Origin of the sequence: Vibrio chagasii (assembly GCF_024347355.1) — a bacterium.
Taxonomy (GTDB): Bacteria; Pseudomonadota; Gammaproteobacteria; order Enterobacterales; family Vibrionaceae; genus Vibrio; species Vibrio chagasii.
The window spans coordinates 405,996-424,435 of the sequence record NZ_AP025466.1; the positions used below are offsets into that span (position 1 = coordinate 405,996).

Consider the following 18,440-nt stretch of genomic DNA (forward strand, 5'->3'; position numbering starts at 1 on the left):
CGATTAGCAAGAAATTGGCAAATAATCTATAAGAGAAAGACTTTAGTTTATGATACGTGTGACTTCATAATTACCATTTCGGTAAATAACAGCAAAGTTACTGAATGATGTTCCTGTTGAAGTGTAAGGTTTAGCGGCAACGTTTCCGTCAGGCGTAGCAACAGTTGCAGTTACTTTAGTAACTAAGCAAACACCTCTTTCATCATCGGTCCATTGTTGGCCACTGTTTGCAACATATGTACTTTGTAAACAAACAGCAAAATCAACTCTCCCCGATACGTGAAACTGAGTGGAATTAGCAACGGTTACATATGGATAGCCCCAACTATCCGTGTTGTCATTGTAAGATAAGTTCCCTTCCTCAGCAGATGTTGCGTATGCGGATATAAGCAATGAAAACACTGGAAATAACGATAATATTGTTTTTTTCATAATAACCTTCCTAATATATGCATAATAACCAGTCAATATTTATCATAAACAATAATTATTGACCTAATTATTACGTGTTAATTAAAGGCATTTAAAAAGTAAATACAATGAAGCGCATATTTTTTTGTGATTTTAATGATATATGTAAGTTTATAAGCAATAAGAGTAGGTATCGACACGTACAATTTAAAGTTAGCGGTTTGCAAGCACACTTTATTGGTTGGAGGCTTTGTTGCGTAAATCGATGGAACCAAATCAAGAAGCTACGATCTGATCAGCTACACCTTTTAATCGTCGTAGCCTCATGCCTAAACCTCGTTACAAAACAACTAACTGGAAGCAGTACAATCAAGCCTTAACCAATCGTGGTTCTCTGACCTTTTGGATTGATGAGGAAGCGATAGCCGAGTGGAAGCAAAACAAACAAGGCAAGCGTGGTAGACCTCGCCGGTTCAGCGACTTAGCCATTACTACTGCACTGATGGTGAAACGCGTGTTCTCTATGCCATTGAGAGCGCTGCAAGGATTTCTTGACTCCGTATTTAAGCTGGCTAACATCCCGCTTGTTTGCCCACACTACACCTGTATAAGCCGCCGAGCTAAGGAAGTTGAGGTTTCATTTAAACCCAAAACCAGAGGAGCAATACAACATCTGGCAATTGATGCCACTGGCCTCAAGGTTTATGGCGAAGGTGAATGGAAGGTCAAAAAGCATGGTACTGATGGGAAGCGCAGAGTCTGGCGTAAGCTACATTTAGCCGTTGATACTAGCAGTCACGAAATAGTCGCAGCAGAGCTGAGTTTATCTAACGTTACCGATGGCGAAGTGCTTCCCAACCTACTTAAGCAGACACGTCGTAAAATCATTGAGGTATCAGGTGATGGTGCTTATGACACAAGACATTGCCATGATGCAATACGTATAAAGCGAGCGGTTCCGCTAATCCCGCCACGCGAAGGGGCTGCCTTCTGGGAGCAAGGACACCCTCGCAATTTAGCAGTTGGTTGTCAGAAGCTTTAGGGCTCCAACAATAAGTGGAAAAAGCGGTATGGCTATCACAAGCGGTCGCTATCAGAGACAGCAATGTATCGATTGAAACAGTTGCTAGGTGGGAAATTAAGCCTGAGAAACTACAACGCTCAAGTTGGCGAGACTTACGCTATGATCAAAGCGCTGAATAAGCTTACAGGGTTAGGTATGCCTGAAACTCAGTATATTGTTTAAGAGTCAAGCACATAGGACAGGCATGTCTTCGCTCTGAATTATGCAACAAAGCCACTAAAAATGGTTTACAACATTAGTAACCCGGTTTACCATTATTGTAAACCAGGTTACTATTGAGATGAATTTATTGTGTGGATAAAAACAACAAGCTTGATCGTTAACGGATTAAGTGCGGATAAAGTTTGGAAAGTGTGGACTGATGTCAACCAATGGCATACCTGGCAAGATGATATTGATTACGCAAAACTTGAAGGCGAATTTAAAACAGGGGCTGTATTTAAATTTAAGCCTAGAGGAGGACCAAAGATCAACATAGAGCTAATAGAAGTCAAAGAGAACTCAATGTTCACTGACTTGACTAAGTTCCCTCTTGCAAGAATGTATGATTCTCACGAACTAGTAGAACACGGTAATCAATTGGAAATAAGATCAACACTAAAAATCGAAGGTCCACTATCTTGGTTATGGAAGAAACTGGTTGCTGAAAATGTAGCAAGTGGAGTGGATAAGCAATTAGCTCGATTGGTTGAGAGGAGTCAAAATGTCTAACTCATCCCCTTTTAAGCATGACGCAGCAGATGACAGTATAGGTTTTTTAATTTGGAAAATGACTACGCTGTGGCAAAGAAAATTGATTTTAGTATTAAAAAGATTTGGAATTACTCAAACTCAATTTGCCATTCTAGCTTCATTAAAGTGGTTTCAAGATAAAGAAAAATTAGCTACTCAAACTAATTTAGTTGAGCACACCAAGATTGATAAAATGACACTATCGAAAGCAATTCGAAAGCTAGAGTTGAATGGTTTAGTCGAACGTTCCTCCTCAGTCCTTGATGCTCGAAATACTAATGTTCAATTAACAACTGAAGGAGAAAGTTTAATCGTTAAAGCTATCTTTGCTGTTGAAAATACTGATGACGATTTTTTTTCTTGCTTAACCGAGAGTCAACTTAAACACTATAAATCCCTGACATCATTACTAATAAAAAGTAATACTTTATAAAATAGCAGATCATATAAAAACATTGTAAAGGAGGTACCTTGAAGAAATTTTGGTGTGGTGTTGTTTCTCGTGAGCACATTAAGTTAGGGGTAACTGGAGGGTTTTGCCAAGTATGCCATGGTAAATCGGCCCCTTTGAATAGAATGTCAGTTGGTGACGGGATCGTTTTTTACTCACCCACGCTTGAATTCAAGGGTAAGGAAAAATGCCAGAAGTTTACAGCCATTGGTCAAGTTACAGGAGAAGGTAGCTATAAGTTTCAAATGGCGCCAAACTTCGTTCCATACCGCAGAGATATTACATATATAAATGGCAAGGAAATAGCAATTCATCCAATACTCGATCAGTTAGAATTTACCGCTGGCAATAGAAACTGGGGTTTTAAATTAAGGTCTGGTCACTTTGAGCTATCGCAGTACGATTTCCTTACTATAGGGCAGAGAATGTTGGGCCTTTCTACATTGACTGAGGTCTTTAACTTGTATGGTGGGACAGCATCAAATATTCCACATCAGGGTGAATTATGGAATGATCTAAACCTGTAAATCTAGACACCGAGCAAAGAGACAAATGATACAAAAACTCTCAAAAATCGGTGTTCATTACTCCTATCATATAAACACGATCCAGTTACTTCCTATAAAGCCTTTGAGTAATTCATAGGAAGCAATTGGTGTAATCATTTGAGTTTTCGTGAGTACAGGTGTCAGATTAGTTAGATTAGAGCTAATTTTACTTATCCATAAGTCTAAATTTTCAACGAAAAAACAATGAGGCACTTTCTACTTAGCAAGTGCCTCAGATAGAAATCCAGCCGAACAAGATCTTCAATAAAACCTTCGACATATTTTCCTAAATTAGCAAATAACGAACCACTAAAGATTTGAGCAGTATTCAGTTGATTCCTAATATTGAGAGTACGGGCCGCGCCTATACTAACGTCGATGACGTTCAAACATGAACACTGAACAAATGTATTGCTTTTTTAAATCATCTATTTTAGTTTGAAAAAATGACGCTAATAATTACTTCCATTCAAATTCTATGTTGTTGCTGTAAATACCTCATTTACGGCCGCTATAGTGTACCTATTATATAGCAAACCTATCGCTCTCTTTCCTAGGCCGTTGATGTTTTCATCCACGGCCTTTTTGTATTTATAAGGATATGATTTATGAACCAACCTACACTTCAGCTCTTTAATACCCTTGATAGAGCACTTAGCCCGTTTTATACGATTAAACCTCGTGAGGTTGGCCTCTATGCGTGTGGCCCAACTGTTTATGACTATGCACATGTCGGTAACCTGCGTACCTATTTGTTCGTAGACCTTCTAAAACGCGTACTACAGCTCAATGGATATCATGTTAATCATGTCATGAACATCACCGATGTTGGGCATCTAGTGTCTGATGGTGATACTGGAGAAGACAAAATGGAGAAAGGCGCACGTAAACAAGCTAAATCAGCTTGGGATATTGCTACATATTTTGAAAAGGCATTTTTTACTGATCTCGAAAGGCTCAACATTCTCAAGCCTTCTATCACTTGCCGAGCAACCGACCATATTCAAGAACAAATTTCGTTTATTCAGTCACTCGAAGTTAAAGGCTATACCTATCGAACCAGCGATGGTATTTATTTTGATACAGACAAACTCCCCGACTACGGCAAGCTTGCTCGATTAGATAAGGAAGGTTTAGAAGCTGGCATTCGCGTTGATATGGCGGAGAAAAAGCATCCGACAGATTTTGCACTTTGGAAATTCACTGGCGAACAGAAAAGACAAATGGAATGGACAAGCCCGTGGGGAAATGGCTTCCCAGGGTGGCATATTGAATGTTCAGCGATGGCAGAAAAGTACTTGGGAGAGACCTTCGATATACATATCGGTGGTGAGGATCACATCCCTGTCCACCACACCAATGAAATTGCGCAATGCCAAGCGAAAAACGGACACGTACAAGCAAACTTTTGGCTGCATGGTTACTTCTTAAATATGAACAATGAGAAAATATCTAAGTCGGGTTCTACACTGCGTTTAAAAAGCCTAATCGACAAAGGTTATGACCCTCTAGCTTATCGCTATTTAACCCTAACCAGTCACTATCGTAGCCAGCTCAGCTTTACTTGGGAAGGGTTGAATGGCGCACAAAAGGCACTGCGTAGATTAAGAAAAAAAATCACTGGTATGCCTGACGGTGGTCGCGTTGACAACCAGTTCAAAGCTGAATTTCTTGCACATATCAGCCGTGATTTGAACATGCCACAAGCACTCGCTTTACTATGGGAGGTCACCGATAGCTCCATAGAGCCTGCCAATAAAAAAGCGACACTACTTTATTTTGATCAAGTATTTGGCCTTGATCTTGAAAAAGTTGAACAGGTCACCATTCCGAAGGAAGTTCAGCAGCTCGCTGAACAACGTCAATGCATGAAACAACAGGGGCGATTTGATGAGGCAGATACAATCCGAGAGCAAATTCGCGCCTTGGGGTATCAAGTCAACGACAGTGCTAAACACTCAAGCGTAACCAAGTTACTTTGATCAGTTAAAATTACCCGTCTAACCGAATAAGAGGCCATCAATAGCCTCTTATTCTCGGTTAAGTCGAGTTTGAGGTGCCAAGTTAGTGACGGAGTACCAGGCCATTGCCTATCACCAGGCGTCTATGCTAAGTGTTGCGATTATCTTCAACGCTTTGTTATATGCATAGCCTATTCAACACTGAATACATAGCCCGGGTACTCATCATTAAGTGTTTCCACCACTTCCAACCACGCACTTTTATCGAGTAATTTGGGGGAAAGAGCTTCAGGAGCTAAAGACCAACTTTTTAGATTAAAACCCCAAGACACCGCGCCAACTGGATAGAATACCCCTTCTACTTCAGATAGCCCAAACAACTTTCCATTCCAAGTTAAAGTGATATGGGGAGCCGAAGTCCAACCTGGATTATCTCGAAAAACCTTACCCAAACTATAAAATGGGTAACTACTGTCACGCTTCTCTTGGCTACCAACATCAACAAAAACCCAATTGGGACCAAAGTTTCCCAAGGACGCATGTTTACCTGAAAACTGCGCGCCGCTCGATGTTTCCACAATATGTAGCCAGTGTGTCACTTTTGAGGACGAAACCTCAATGGCTGGAAACTTTGATGCAAAGCAATGAGAATTACCTGATTCGACAAAACGAACATCAAAAGCATCCTCTCGATCCCACAGTTCAATACTGTAATTCTTTATCGTAGAGTCATTCAGACACTCACCATAGCTGCCATTTTCAATATTGGTTGAGAAAGCAGAGTTCCGATAAACGCCAAACGACAAGTAGGCACCAACAACAACGATCAGTAAAAATAACGAACCAAAAATATATTTTTTCATACCTTTTAAGCTTGCCTCCCCCTATAGCTTACGACGCCTAATTCTTATAAGTTCCCTCATCACTTCGATAAAACCCTTGAGAGGAAAATACGAAGTGCGACACCTCTGAACATCAAAACAGTAACTCTAAACTCTGTTGGTGTTGTTCTAGCAGCGCTGACGTTCAAGTACCGCGCTGCTGCCCTGCTCCCTTAATCGAGCGTATTCCAATATCTCTTCGAGTGGCATGGCCGTTTCTTTTAGTCGAATGACAAACTCAAGCCACTTTACGTCTTTCGCGCTATACACTCGGTGCCCACTGCTATTACGCTGAACATTATTAAGCAAACCGATTTTTTCATAGTATCTAAACGTATAAGCCGACAAACCCACCAAGCCAGAAACTATCATCCAAGACGCGTAACGCTAAAAACACAAAACCCAACGATAGCATGCTGCCGTTGGGCTCTACTCTTAAGTGCGGGTTATAACGCTTTGTTACTTAACTGTGATACCAAAATCGCTCCATTGAGCCCTGCGCTTGGTGGTAAAAATACAAGAAACACCGCCCACGGTATGAGTAATTGGAGCTTCAAAATCACAAAACAGTGAGATATACAAAATTGGTAGCTGTTCGTTACCAAATGAATTTGGTGTCCACATGGCTACATCACCATCTTTACATTTAGCATTCGCTTCATCACCATTGGCAAAATGACAGATCTTGTCTTGCTTTAAATCACTTAGCCCAAATGCAGCCGAAGAGTTGAATGATGTTACTGACAAAGCAAAAGTAAGTGCTAATAGAACTTTTTTCATAATAAGGTTGCCCGTAGTTTGATATATACGAGTAACCTTAACATGATGATAAACATATACTTAGCCAGATTATGCAACCTATGACACAAGCCGCAAATTGCGTTACTCATGCCTTGTTGAGGAGTGGGTAACGCAATATCGAAGCCAGAGCAAACTACCTTAAACAACAAAAGCAACGCGTGGTAAAAATGCCATGCGTTGGGAATCGTTCTTAACCTGTTTGTATAGCGAATCATACTGGCTTCGCATCTGGAACATCGTATATATGATCCGTGATTTCACTAATCAGTCGATGGTCAAGGAGAACCTGAAGAATGACTTTGACTGTTTTTTCGCATGGTATAATTTTGTCATTTTCAAAGTTAAGCCCCCAATTTCTTTTACTGTTTACTGAAATAAGGTTTTTGATAAAGTTAGCTTGTTTATAAACCCCTTTCTCTTCAATGATAGCCATGCGACGTAATTGAATAGAATTAGAGCCTACGTACTCAACGATTGATGAAACATCAGAAAACAATGAACTAAAGCCAGGATTTTTTTGAAGTGTATCAAAAGCCTGAACATATTCTTCCTTGTGCTTCATTGATGATTCGAAGCCTTTTTTGTTAGCAATAAACGCAGTATCGTTAACCACATAGAAATCAAAATTTTTCTCAATGGAAAAAGCATTGTTCTCAACACCTTTAAGCTCACCATTTTTGAACACCATATTGACGAATTTTTTAGGATAAGATGTTTTCCAAGTTGATGTTGACCTTTTAACAGCGTAAACCACCACATCATCTTTTATAAACTTTACAACGTAACCTTTAGCACCAACTAGATCGCTAACGCTTTTAACACGATGTTCAACTTCTGGTAAGTCAACCTGTGACTTAAGCAATGTGAAGTCTGTACTATCAAAAGCGATCGTTAAACAGCTATTTTCATTTGTTTGCGATATGTATGTGTAAGGAGAATGCTCAGTAATTCTGTTTATTTCAGCACAAATAAAAGCTTTTAAGTCTATATTTAACTCTGTTTCTGTTTGTACAAATTTAGTTCTAAATTTTTCTTTAGTAGTACTTTCTTTAAATACCCATAAGTATGTATCAGCATTTGCGAAGTCAAATGCTTTAAGCGTATTAAAATCAACCATTATCATTTACCTGACCAATGTAAAACTCTTGAACCTTTTGGATTCTGTATTCACCTGGGGACAAATCCCCTTTAATCAAAAACCTGACGTCTCGCTCTTGACCATTAAAGTCCACTTTAGCTTCATAAATTTTCCAGCCAAACATTAACAAGAGAGGATTCATTATTATCTGTCCAGACTTATACGTAATAGCAAACATCCATAGTAAGAACACCGCAAAACCAAGTAGCTTTTCAGGTGTGTCATAACTAATTCCCATAAATGAGACAACGTAAGGGAAAACATAATTAATTATGTCGTTTGGAATTCCTTTTGATGACTTAACCTTAACTGGGAAGGGATAAGTAATCTTAGCCAACGTTAAGTTTGAAAAAAATACAGATAACGTAGTAATGACAATAAAGGCAATAGCAATGCACATATTTGTAAATGGGGTAAAGTCGCAATTACTTATATCATCAAACTTGCAAATAGGACGACTCCACCAAGAGAACGGAATATCTTGGACGGCCAAGATCAACGCTAGTGGTAAGTATGAACCAATAAAAACTGTAAATGCTGCAATTAAGTTAAATTGCATAACCTCTCCTTTCGCCTAACATCCTGTTAGGGGGTGAACAACGCAATATAAAAGCCGCCCGCATACCACCGTAAACACAAAACCCAACGATGGAATGAAAAATGCCATGCGTTGGGAATCACTCTTAAATGCTTTGTTATGTACGTTTTTTAAATGCCACATCAAAATCATGCCCATTGCGCTTAAAGCAAACATAATTAGAGAATATTGAAGTATATCCGTAATGCTCAAGCATATTTTCAATTAGTTCGGGGGTAACTGTAGCTTGACCAAAGTTGTTCGGCGCAAGTCCCCACTCATGCCCAATAAAGCCCCTACGGTCGATATACGCCGTATGTTTTTTACCATCGAGAAAATACACCAAAATATAATTAACGTTCTCGTTGTATAAATGCCCATCAAAGAGCATTCTCGTTTTATGCGCCTGAGGTATTTTTTCAAGAAAGCTATCTTTGAACTTCCTGTCCTTACACTTAACGAATTTATTACCTACATTGATGTAGAAATCTACATTTCGAGTGAAAAAATGCGGTTCAAAATGATCACCACCAATAGAGAGAGATGTATACTTTTCTGGTGCAATTGAAATAGACTCTCCAGACTTCAAAACCACCGGCTCTGCTGGTTTGTAAACCTCTACTTTCACATCATTTTCCAAAACCGCATATATAGACCAAATTGGGACTGTTTTATCTTTGTGATTACTAACCACCAGTTTGGTTATTTGACTATCCGTATATGCATCGCCGCTAACTTCGTAGGTAATACTGAGTCTAAACCCTATTTTCGTATGATAAAAATAAAGAGCATATGCTGACGCAACAAAGTAGATAACTGTTCTACCCTCTTGTGACAAGAAATTAAAAAGCTCTGCAATATCCAATTGACCTCCAAAGTACATAGACATAATGACCCCCACGAAAGGTGCTAGCCTCCAATATCGTGGGTTAGCTGAAAGCCAGAGCCATAATTAGTGCGTTAAACAACTAAATTTGGAGGCTAGCATGAGTAAAGATAGCATAATTTTCATTGGCTTAGATACGCATAAGTCATTTATTCAAGTCGCTGTTTTACAAGAACATCGAGGGGCAAACCCACAACAGTTAGGCCGTATTAAATCCAATAAGGCCGCGCTAATTAAATTGGCCAAGCAACTGCAATCCAAGTATCCAAAAGCCACTCTGCACTTTGTCTATGAAGCAGGACCATGTGGTTACTGGACTTATCGCCTGATTACGAGCCTTGGACACTGCTGCTATGTCGTCGCTCCATCACTTATACCTAAGAAGCCAGGCGATAGAGTTAAAACTGACAAACGAGACGCAGCAAAGCTCGCCAAGCTGTTAAAAGCCGAAGAGCTTACACCCATCTATGTACCAGAAGCCGAAGATGAAGCTATTCGAGATCTCTCGCGTGCCAGAGAAACGGCAATGAAAGATCTCAAAGACGCAAAGTTCCAACTCAAAGGCTTTCTTCTTCGCAATAATATCCAAGCGACGGTGAATGATAACTGGTCTAAAAAGCATCTACGGTGGCTGACCGATCTCATTCTTCCTCACCATAGTCAACAAATCGTCTTGCAAGAGATGATCATTACTATCAATGAGCGGATACAGCGGCTGCAACGACTCGATAATGAACTGCTCCATCAGGTCAAAAACTGGCGATACTATCCTGTTGTGAAAGCCATTCAAGCTATGCGGGGTGTAAGGTTACTCGTAGCTCTTGGCACAATAGCTGAGCTGGGTGACTTACGGCGGTTCGACCATCCAAGAAAGCTTATGGCTTACCTTGGGCTTGTTCCAACAGAAAACTCCAGTGGAGGGAAAACTCGTCGTGGCAGCTTAACAAAGTGTGGCAACAGTCGAGCCAGACGGTTACTCGTTGAAGGCGCACACACCTATAAGCATAAAGCGAACATATCTGTAGAGCTGCAACTAAGGCAAGAAGGGCTGCCTAAAGAGATAGTTGATATCGCTTGGCAAGCCCAGCAAAGGTTATGTCGTCGTTACCAACGACTACTACAAAAAGGTAAACACCGAAATGTCGTTGTGGTCGCCATCGCAAGAGAGATGATCGCTTACATCTGGGCCATTGCGCGTGAAGTTGTCATCAGCGATGTGGATCCTAGAACTCGAATCGCTCGTTTACCGGCATGAAGACAGAATTAGTGTTATCGCATTGGATAAAGCATCGGGAGTGGCACAAACACCGACGGCGTTAGGACGGCAATATAGCTTCGGCTGTATTGAACCACGAGCATAGACTGAAGACAGGTGCTACGACGGAACAAGTAAGGTAGGCTCTACTCATCAAACGATGAGCAATCCACGTATATCAGCATGAGAACCGACGACATTACTTGCTTCATCTATGCGGTAACACTATCCCAAAATGAACAAAGGCTCTGAAATGAGGGAGCAGAAACTTCTACGTTTTTAATTGACAGTGGGGGTCATATCAACGCCGCGTTAAGTAGTGAGCAACGCTGACCACCAAACCTAAACCATTGTGCCGTAAACACTAAATTCAAAGAAAACTGAAAATGCCGAGCGTTGCGAATCTGTCTTAAACGCTTTGTTATGCAACATTTTCAGAAACGCTTATTCTTGCTTTATCGACGTATGTTTCATCGGACAACTCAACTGAGAGTTTTTGTTCTATACGAGAGTAATACGGTGAAGCAACTGATATATACATGCCATTTTCGTTCTCTTGCTCAATATCGAAAATAGCACGGTGTAAGCGAGCTAAACCAATACACTCTTCACTGAGCGAAAAATCAGCATTTTGATTGCGAAATTCAAGCAGCTTAATCAGTAGCTCATGGGGCTCACTATAGTCTCGGTAAAACTCAGCTAAAGTGGACTCAATTTCCGACTCCCAGTCTGATTGTACAAACGATTTTAGAGACGGATGTATTTTGTATATATTTTTTTCATTGTCTATATTGAGGACTTTTTGAATATACCCATTCCCTACAAGAACTTTGACATAGTAATCACTCCACTCTAAACCCATGTCTCGTTCAGATAGTTTTCGAAGAACATCTTTCATCCAATAATCGTAATATGGGTAGGACTTCTCTAAGTTACTCAGAAGCTCTTTCTCACTTTTGAGTTTTGCTTCTTTCTCTTTTTTTTCTTTTAAAGCTTTGTCTTTTGTATCCTGCTTATGTTTTTTACCTTTTTGGTAAAGAGAGAAAAAGAAGGAAACCAACAGGTAAATGGAATGACCAATTAGGGAACCTGCCCCTAATCCAATAAACAATGCGATAATCGAGCGATGCTCGCTAGGTACCCCATAATTATCCACTACACTTTGAATGCTACCCCAAGCTATAAGCATGAAGATTCCCACCGATAAGTATTTAATGGAAGCCTTAGGGGATGTTAATGCTGAAAGAATCTTAATAATCGTCGCCGCACTTTCACTCATTCCGAACCTCAAACTCTATGTTGCATAGACATAATGACCCCCACGAGGTGCTAGCCTCCAATATCGTGGGTTAGCTGAAAGCCAGAGCCATAATTAGTGCGTTAAACAACTAAATTTGGAGGCTAGCATGAGTAAAGATAGCATAATTTTCATTGGCTTAGATACGCATAAGTCATTTATTCAAGTCGCTGTTTTACAAGAACATCGAGGGGCAAACCCACAACAGTTAGGCCGTATTAAATCCAATAAGGCCGCGCTAATTAAATTGGCCAAGCAACTGCAATCCAAGTATCCAAAAGCCACTCTGCACTTTGTCTATGAAGCAGGACCATGTGGTTACTGGACTTATCGCCTGATTACGAGCCTTGGACACTGCTGCTATGTCGTCGCTCCATCACTTATACCTAAGAAGCCAGGCGATAGAGTTAAAACTGACAAACGAGACGCAGCAAAGCTCGCCAAGCTGTTAAAAGCCGAAGAGCTTACACCCATCTATGTACCAGAAGCCGAAGATGAAGCTATTCGAGATCTCTCGCGTGCCAGAGAAACGGCAATGAAAGATCTCAAAGACGCAAAGTTCCAACTCAAAGGCTTTCTTCTTCGCAATAATATCCAAGCGACGGTGAATGATAACTGGTCTAAAAAGCATCTACGGTGGCTGACCGATCTCATTCTTCCTCACCATAGTCAACAAATCGTCTTGCAAGAGATGATCATTACTATCAATGAGCGGATACAGCGGCTGCAACGACTCGATAATGAACTGCTCCATCAGGTCAAAAACTGGCGATACTATCCTGTTGTGAAAGCCATTCAAGCTATGCGGGGTGTAAGGTTACTCGTAGCTCTTGGCACAATAGCTGAGCTGGGTGACTTACGGCGGTTCGACCATCCAAGAAAGCTTATGGCTTACCTTGGGCTTGTTCCAACAGAAAACTCCAGTGGAGGGAAAACTCGTCGTGGCAGCTTAACAAAGTGTGGCAACAGTCGAGCCAGACGGTTACTCGTTGAAGGCGCACACACCTATAAGCATAAAGCGAACATATCTGTAGAGCTGCAACTAAGGCAAGAAGGGCTGCCTAAAGAGATAGTTGATATCGCTTGGCAAGCCCAGCAAAGGTTATGTCGTCGTTACCAACGACTACTACAAAAAGGTAAACACCGAAATGTCGTTGTGGTCGCCATCGCAAGAGAGATGATCGCTTACATCTGGGCCATTGCGCGTGAAGTTGTCATCAGCGATGTGGATCCTAGAACTCGAATCGCTCGTTTACCGGCATGAAGACAGAATTAGTGTTATCGCATTGGATAAAGCATCGGGAGTGGCACAAACACCGACGGCGTTAGGACGGCAATATAGCTTCGGCTGTATTGAACCACGAGCATAGACTGAAGACAGGTGCTACGACGGAACAAGTAAAGTAGGCTCTACTCATCAAACGATGAGCAATCCACGTATATCAGCATGAGAACCGACGACATTACTTGCTTCATCTATGCGGTAACACTATCCCAAAATGAACAAAGGCTCTGAAATGAGGGAGCAGAAACTTCTACGTTTTTAATTGACAGTGGGGGTCATATCAACGCCCAATTAAGGGGTGAGCAACGCCTCCACCCAAACCTAAAGCATTGTGCCATAAACACTAAATTTGAAGTAGAAGCAAAAATGCCGAGCGTTGTGAATGATCTTCACCCGATAAAATGGACACCCTATTCTCTTTAACCCGTCACGACTTCATACTCATGTGGGGTTCGATATCCGAGACTTGAGTGCAGTCTATAACGGTTATAAAAATGCTGGATATAACCGGCAAGTTTATCTCTAAGCTGCTTCTCACTTTTAAAACTATTTTTCCTAATTATGTCGCCTTTGAGCGTATGGAAGAATGACTCCACCTCCGCATTATCGGTGCAATGACCTGGACGATTCATACTTGGGACAATTCCATTTTTTGATAATAAAGCTTGAACTTCATGGGCTCGATATTCAGAGCCTCTGTCGGTATGAAACAATAAGCGCTCTTGTGGCTTTCGATTTCTAATGGCCATTCTCAACGAACTCATCGTTAGCTGTGTACTCTTCTTACTACCAAGCGACCAACCGACGATTTTACGTGAGTAAAGGTCGATAACGACGGCTAGATACATCCAACGTTTACCTTGCTTTATATACGTTAGATCTCCAGACCATTGTTGATTAACTGCCGTTGGTTTTGGTGTATCTTTTTTAATATTCTTAATCGATTGATAGAACCGATGTAGCTTGGCCATTTTCATGTAAATGCGATAACTTCGTGCTCTTAGCCCTTGCTCTCTCATGATCCGAGCCACACGCTTGCGGCTAACCAAAACGCCTTGGCGCCTCAGTTCTGCATGAACTCGTGGGCTGCCGTAAGTCTCTCGACTCTGGGTAAACACTTTAATTATACGCTTCTTCAAAGCCTGCTCTTCTTGATCGTAGCGGCTTGGTTCTCTATCAAGCCATGCGTAGTAACCCGACTTAGAAACAGATAGAAAACGGCACATCAATACAATGGAATAACGCGTTTTGTAATGGGCTATGAATCGGAATTTTGTCGATTTTCTTGGGCAACGAATCGTTGCCACTTTTTTAGCAAGTCATTCTCTAGCTTAAGTTGTTCATTCTGACGTTCGAGCTCTGCAATCCGACTAGACTCAGTTTTCTGGCTCGGGATCTGAGTCCTTTTCTTACGTTTATCTTCCATAATAACCCCTTCTCTATAGTCCTTTCGCCATTTAGAAAGCATATAAGGGTGGATATCTAATGATAGCGCCACGCTTTTAACTGTAGCTCCTTCTCGAAGCGAAAGTCGGACAGCAGTTACCTTAAATTCCGTAAGATATTGTTGAGTTTTTTTACCTGATTTATAAGCTGGCATAAACACCTCCAATTACTATTGAAGGTGTCCACTAGATCGGGTCAACTACAGAATCCCTCTTAAATTGCTTGTTAGTTTTACTTATATATCGGTCTGTAACGTTCTTCTAGATCTTGTTTTTTACGCCCTTGAATTTGACCCAATAGCACATAGTTTACCGTTGGTACTTTTGTCAGTATATCAACTGCAAGAGGATATTCTTCATAAGTAGGTAACGAAGGACTGATTCTCCCTCCGAATTTCTTTAGTATCTTGGTATCAATTTTACCATCGACCACCGCTGAAAACCCAACCAAAAAGCAACTAACTTCAACTAAAAGGTCATCAGTCATATGCAAGCATCTTTCTGTTAAATCACTAAGCAGCGCCATGTTACCGACACCAATCAAACTCTGTATTTCTGGAAATTTTAATGGTTTACCGTATACCTCTGACAACTTAGGCATCAAAGCCTCAATCATACTGTTTCGCTTTTCCCATACTTTAACAACAGTATTAAAGTTCGAGACAATCGTAGCGATATAATCCAATGACGCCCATTTATTAAACTCTGAAGCCTCATGTTGGGATATAAAAGACAATGACGGCAAATCGAATTCAACCTTAATTTCTTTAAGTAATACGGGCGGTACGCCTAGCATTCGATCGATAGGTTCATCAGTTATCAACCCAAAGTAGTTCGATTTAATACTTATCAGACTGGAACGAAGCTCTAGAGCAGAAAGTATTGTTTTATTGACTGTTCTGATTTTATCCAACTCAATCTTGGTAAACTCTTGCTGATTTACCGTATAGTAAGCCACTCCTGCACCAAGGGCGCCTGAAACAAATACGCTTCCAACAGGCAAAATATAGTCTTTTACGAAATTTGTATGTAGACCCTCGATAGCCGTTACTATCAGCTGAATGTCATTACTCAATTGTTTCTCTCAAATTTATTTGTAAAACTAACGCCGCATTAAGGTGTGAAGCACGCGACCACGAAACCTAACCAGACCACCGTAAACACTGAATTTAACCCAAACTAAAAATGCCAAGCGTGCTGAATCACTCTTAAATGCTTTGTATGGATAATAAGCACTCCAATCGGGTAAGGTGAGACCCAGACTTTAGCTGCAACTAAAGTTCTTCTATCTGGTAGTTCGATTAAACGATGGCTCCTCGATTGAGAGACCGGTAACAAGTACGAACGTCAGATAGAACTCCAAGCACCACACTCGAATAGTCTTCTGGGTCTCGAGCCCGCATTTGCAAGCAAGAGTTAGCTTATTATGAATACAAACACACTTCAAAACATTAATGTTGGCGTTGATACTGGTAAGTCACAATTAGATATCTATATCCGTCCACTCGACATTTACTTCACCGTACCAAACACCGATAAAGGCATCAGCGATGCCATTAAAATCATTAAGAAACACAAACCTCAACGCGTCGTCATCGAGGCTACAGGTCGATTAGAAATGCCCTTCATACTCGCCTGTGATAAAGCCAAATTGCCTTATGTCGTTGCCAATCCACTACGTATTAAAAGATTTGCTGAAGCCATTGGTCAACGAGCTAAGAACGACCGTTTAGATGCCGAACTCATCGCACATTATGCCGAACGAGTTCAGCCCGAACTTACCAAGCTAAAAAGCGAAAACATACGCCTTATGAGTGACTTAGTCACGAGGCGGAACCAACTACTCACCATGCAAACCATGGAAAGAAACCGACTACAAATATTACCCAAAAACATCTCATCGACTATTACTCCGATTCTAACCGCTCTAAAAAATCAGCTTGAAAAAGTAGAGGCAAAGATAGAAAAGCTGATTGAGAGCTGCCCTGAGTATCAAGCTAAGAACACCATCCTTCAAAGCATGCCTGGCGTAGGAAAAATCCTAGCCGCCTCCCTAATTAGCAATGTACCCGAACTCGGTTTTATCACTAACAAGCAAGCCTCTTCTCTCATTGGCGTCGCACCTATAACAAGAGAGAGCGGACGCTTCAAAGGCAAACGGATGATAAAAGGAGGTCGGCCTCAAGTTAGAACAGTCATGTACATGGCAATGATGTCGGCTATCCAATGCAATCCTGTATTTAAGGCTACTTATGAACGATTACTTGCGGCAGGAAAACCTAAAAAAGTAGCGATAGTTGCCTGCATGAGAAAGATGGTTGTAACACTCAATTCAATGCTAAGAGACGGCGCAATGTGGAATAAAGATAGCGTCAAAAATTAACTATTGACGCCATAGTCTCTTGTTAGCTGTGTTTTATGGTTTTCCTGCTAGTTTTACAGCCTTTGATAGAGTAGACCACAAGTAATGTCCTCCCCATAACACAACGAGGATATAGGCAGATAAACAAGCCAACGCAATATATACAAAAAATTCAGGAGTATTGGAGTTAACTAGCATCAAGTACCAAAACAAGAGTAACATCAATACAAACAATATACTGAATAGGACAATTTTTAGTCTTTCAATTACCCTACCTTTTCGGGTTCGAAAGCGTAATGGCAAGGCGAACTCTTTCGCAATAAGGTTTATCTCACTATACCTACCATTAACTCGTCCAAACTGCTCCAATTTCAAAAACGCACCAGGCTCAGAGATAAACCACTCTACTTCATCTTTAGTTAATCTCGAAGTAGTTAAACCGCTTAAAATTACCAGAATTTCAGCATAATTTTCATCGGTATTTTTAACTAACTCTTTTAGTTTCACATACTGTGTATGAAGCTCTTTAGCTCTTTCCCCTTTAAACTTACGTATTGTTCTGAACGTAATATATAAAGCTGAAATACTAGCGATTATTGCCAAAAAAACTCTCGCATTATTTAATATAACATCTATTTCCATCGTATCTCCGAAACAGCTAACGCTCTGCTAAGTGGCTGACAACATACCACAAAACGTAAACAAGCCACCGTACACACAGACCAAACTTTGAAGTGAATTCGCCGAGCGTTGGCAGTCCGTCTTAAGCAGATTGTTAAGCGCTATTTTGTTCCGATGGCCATTTCACGTAAGCAAATACCCATATGGCTATGACGTTTCCAATGGGTAGTAACATGACCAATGACCACCACCTTGAAAACCCTGCCTTTTTGAGTATTGGCCCAAAAATTAATACCGGAAGTACTAGAATCAAGGACAAAATTATAAGTTGCCATATGCTTATACCACCCATTACTCGGTCTCCTTACTTTTTTGTTTTATGTTCCATTTCGAGAAAACCAAAATCAATGGGCAAACAATAAATCCGATAAATGGAATGAAAAGCGTGAAGCTTAAGTTTGTGTTTAGCCCTGCACGCTTGAAAATCAAATAAACCGGGTAGAAAAACACTATTAAGGTAAACAGTGCTTGTATCAACAGATCTTCTATCAAAGTAAACTCATTATATTATCTATGTCTTAAAATACGCTTAACAGCTCTATTAGACAGAATAATTCTGCATTTTGTCCCTGACACTATTCTGTCTAGTAATCTAAACCGTTTAGGGTCTGTCTAATAACTAATTTAATAACAACACCTTACCTG

At 40.6% G+C, this 18,440-nt stretch carries 17 protein-coding genes and 2 pseudogenes; 8 read left to right on the top strand and 11 right to left on the bottom strand.

Annotated elements, in window-relative coordinates:
- Positions 1-42: 42 nt before the first annotated feature.
- Entirely contained in the window at positions 43-432 is a 390-nt protein-coding gene (locus tag OCV52_RS17785; protein ID WP_063522984.1) for a hypothetical protein, read from the bottom strand.
- A 304-nt stretch (positions 433-736) separates the two neighbouring features.
- Between OCV52_RS17785 and OCV52_RS17790 the strand changes: the two are divergent.
- The 5 genes and pseudogenes from OCV52_RS17790 (at position 737) to cysS (ending at position 5,208) form a co-directional block, all read left to right on the top strand.
- Positions 737-1,657 (top strand): annotated as a pseudogene (locus tag OCV52_RS17790) (IS5 family transposase).
- Positions 1,658-1,786: 129 nt separating this feature from the next.
- Complete coding sequence (locus OCV52_RS17795; protein ID WP_170222484.1) at positions 1,787-2,206, top strand: SRPBCC family protein; 420 nt, start codon at positions 1,787-1,789, stop codon at positions 2,204-2,206.
- A complete protein-coding gene (locus tag OCV52_RS17800; protein ID WP_137409156.1) occupies positions 2,199-2,660 on the top strand; it encodes a MarR family winged helix-turn-helix transcriptional regulator in 462 nt (153 codons plus the stop codon). Before OCV52_RS17795 ends, OCV52_RS17800 begins: the two co-directional genes overlap by 8 nt.
- 38 nt (positions 2,661-2,698) lie before the next feature.
- Positions 2,699-3,205 (top strand): EVE domain-containing protein, encoded by a 507-nt coding sequence (locus tag OCV52_RS17805; RefSeq protein ID WP_137409155.1) that lies wholly within the window; start codon positions 2,699-2,701, stop codon positions 3,203-3,205.
- A gap of 629 nt (positions 3,206-3,834) precedes the next feature.
- A complete protein-coding gene (gene cysS / locus OCV52_RS17810; RefSeq protein ID WP_137409154.1) occupies positions 3,835-5,208 on the top strand; it encodes a cysteine--tRNA ligase in 1,374 nt (457 codons plus the stop codon).
- Between the two features lie 170 nt (positions 5,209-5,378).
- Here cysS and OCV52_RS17815 read toward each other — a convergent pair whose 3' ends face one another.
- The 6 genes and pseudogenes from OCV52_RS17815 to OCV52_RS17845 form a co-directional block, all read right to left on the bottom strand.
- The gene (locus OCV52_RS17815) at positions 5,379-6,050 is read right to left on the bottom strand and encodes a hypothetical protein (protein ID WP_137409153.1); all 672 of its coding nucleotides are present in this window, start codon (positions 6,048-6,050) and stop codon (positions 5,379-5,381) included.
- A gap of 127 nt (positions 6,051-6,177) precedes the next feature.
- Positions 6,178-6,440: pseudogene (locus OCV52_RS17820) on the bottom strand (MerR family transcriptional regulator); the annotation flags it as partial.
- An 87-nt stretch (positions 6,441-6,527) separates the two neighbouring features.
- Positions 6,528-6,848, bottom strand: coding sequence for a hypothetical protein (locus OCV52_RS17825; RefSeq protein ID WP_137409152.1), 321 nt, complete (start codon positions 6,846-6,848; stop codon positions 6,528-6,530).
- A 232-nt stretch (positions 6,849-7,080) separates the two neighbouring features.
- Positions 7,081-7,986: a DUF4868 domain-containing protein gene (locus OCV52_RS17835; protein WP_240700716.1), complete on the bottom strand. Its 906-nt coding sequence runs from the start codon at positions 7,984-7,986 to the stop codon at positions 7,081-7,083.
- The gene (locus OCV52_RS17840; protein WP_137409149.1) at positions 7,979-8,566 is read right to left on the bottom strand and encodes a hypothetical protein; all 588 of its coding nucleotides are present in this window, start codon (positions 8,564-8,566) and stop codon (positions 7,979-7,981) included. Before OCV52_RS17840 ends, OCV52_RS17835 begins: the two co-directional genes overlap by 8 nt.
- Positions 8,567-8,702: 136 nt before the next feature.
- Positions 8,703-9,473 (bottom strand): hypothetical protein, encoded by a 771-nt coding sequence (locus OCV52_RS17845; RefSeq protein WP_137409148.1) that lies wholly within the window; start codon positions 9,471-9,473, stop codon positions 8,703-8,705.
- A 97-nt stretch (positions 9,474-9,570) separates the two neighbouring features.
- On the opposite strand from OCV52_RS17845, the gene OCV52_RS17850 reads away from it, so the two are divergent.
- Positions 9,571-10,725, top strand: a complete 1,155-nt coding sequence (locus tag OCV52_RS17850; RefSeq protein ID WP_261900867.1) for an IS110 family RNA-guided transposase — start codon at positions 9,571-9,573, stop codon at positions 10,723-10,725.
- 421 nt (positions 10,726-11,146) lie between these two features.
- On the opposite strand, the gene OCV52_RS17855 is transcribed toward OCV52_RS17850, so the two are convergent.
- Positions 11,147-12,004, bottom strand: coding sequence for a hypothetical protein (locus OCV52_RS17855; protein WP_137409205.1), 858 nt, complete (start codon positions 12,002-12,004; stop codon positions 11,147-11,149).
- Positions 12,005-12,131: 127 nt separating this feature from the next.
- Between OCV52_RS17855 and OCV52_RS17860 the strand changes: the two genes are divergently transcribed.
- Positions 12,132-13,286 (top strand): IS110 family RNA-guided transposase, encoded by a 1,155-nt coding sequence (locus OCV52_RS17860; protein WP_261900867.1) that lies wholly within the window; start codon positions 12,132-12,134, stop codon positions 13,284-13,286.
- A 440-nt stretch (positions 13,287-13,726) separates the two neighbouring features.
- On the opposite strand, the gene OCV52_RS17865 is transcribed toward OCV52_RS17860, so the two are convergent.
- Both OCV52_RS17865 and OCV52_RS17870 read right to left on the bottom strand, forming a co-directional pair.
- A protein-coding gene (locus OCV52_RS17865; protein ID WP_102479999.1) for an IS3-like element ISVisp1 family transposase occupies positions 13,727-14,907 on the bottom strand; the annotation gives its coding sequence in 2 pieces (ribosomal slippage) (positions 13,727-14,622 and positions 14,622-14,907; 1,182 coding nt in all).
- A gap of 77 nt (positions 14,908-14,984) precedes the next feature.
- Entirely contained in the window at positions 14,985-15,827 is an 843-nt protein-coding gene (locus tag OCV52_RS17870; RefSeq protein ID WP_137408779.1) for a hypothetical protein, read from the bottom strand.
- A gap of 351 nt (positions 15,828-16,178) precedes the next feature.
- Here OCV52_RS17870 and OCV52_RS17875 point away from each other — a divergent pair, with 351 nt between their 5' ends.
- Complete coding sequence (locus OCV52_RS17875; protein ID WP_137408780.1) at positions 16,179-17,135, top strand: IS110 family RNA-guided transposase; 957 nt, start codon at positions 16,179-16,181, stop codon at positions 17,133-17,135.
- A 33-nt stretch (positions 17,136-17,168) separates the two neighbouring features.
- Here OCV52_RS17875 and OCV52_RS17880 read toward each other — a convergent pair whose 3' ends face one another.
- Complete coding sequence (locus OCV52_RS17880; RefSeq protein WP_137408781.1) at positions 17,169-17,756, bottom strand: hypothetical protein; 588 nt, start codon at positions 17,754-17,756, stop codon at positions 17,169-17,171.
- Between the last annotated feature and the right edge of the window lie 684 nt (positions 17,757-18,440).

Coding starts and splice junctions, on each gene's coding strand:
- OCV52_RS17850 (WP_261900867.1), top strand. CDS start 9,571: ATGAGTAAAGATAGCATAATTTTCATTGGCTTAGATACGCATAAGTCA.
- OCV52_RS17875 (WP_137408780.1), top strand. CDS start 16,179: ATGAATACAAACACACTTCAAAACATTAATGTTGGCGTTGATACTGGT.
- OCV52_RS17880 (WP_137408781.1), bottom strand. CDS start 17,756: ATGGAAATAGATGTTATATTAAATAATGCGAGAGTTTTTTTGGCAATA.
- OCV52_RS17845 (WP_137409148.1), bottom strand. CDS start 9,473: ATGTCTATGTACTTTGGAGGTCAATTGGATATTGCAGAGCTTTTTAAT.
- OCV52_RS17835 (WP_240700716.1), bottom strand. CDS start 7,986: ATGGTTGATTTTAATACGCTTAAAGCATTTGACTTCGCAAATGCTGAT.
- OCV52_RS17860 (WP_261900867.1), top strand. CDS start 12,132: ATGAGTAAAGATAGCATAATTTTCATTGGCTTAGATACGCATAAGTCA.
- cysS (WP_137409154.1), top strand. CDS start 3,835: ATGAACCAACCTACACTTCAGCTCTTTAATACCCTTGATAGAGCACTT.
- OCV52_RS17840 (WP_137409149.1), bottom strand. CDS start 8,566: ATGCAATTTAACTTAATTGCAGCATTTACAGTTTTTATTGGTTCATAC.
- OCV52_RS17825 (WP_137409152.1), bottom strand. CDS start 6,848: ATGAAAAAAGTTCTATTAGCACTTACTTTTGCTTTGTCAGTAACATCA.
- OCV52_RS17785 (WP_063522984.1), bottom strand. CDS start 432: ATGAAAAAAACAATATTATCGTTATTTCCAGTGTTTTCATTGCTTATA.
- OCV52_RS17855 (WP_137409205.1), bottom strand. CDS start 12,004: ATGAGTGAAAGTGCGGCGACGATTATTAAGATTCTTTCAGCATTAACA.
- OCV52_RS17800 (WP_137409156.1), top strand. CDS start 2,199: ATGTCTAACTCATCCCCTTTTAAGCATGACGCAGCAGATGACAGTATA.
- OCV52_RS17815 (WP_137409153.1), bottom strand. CDS start 6,050: ATGAAAAAATATATTTTTGGTTCGTTATTTTTACTGATCGTTGTTGTT.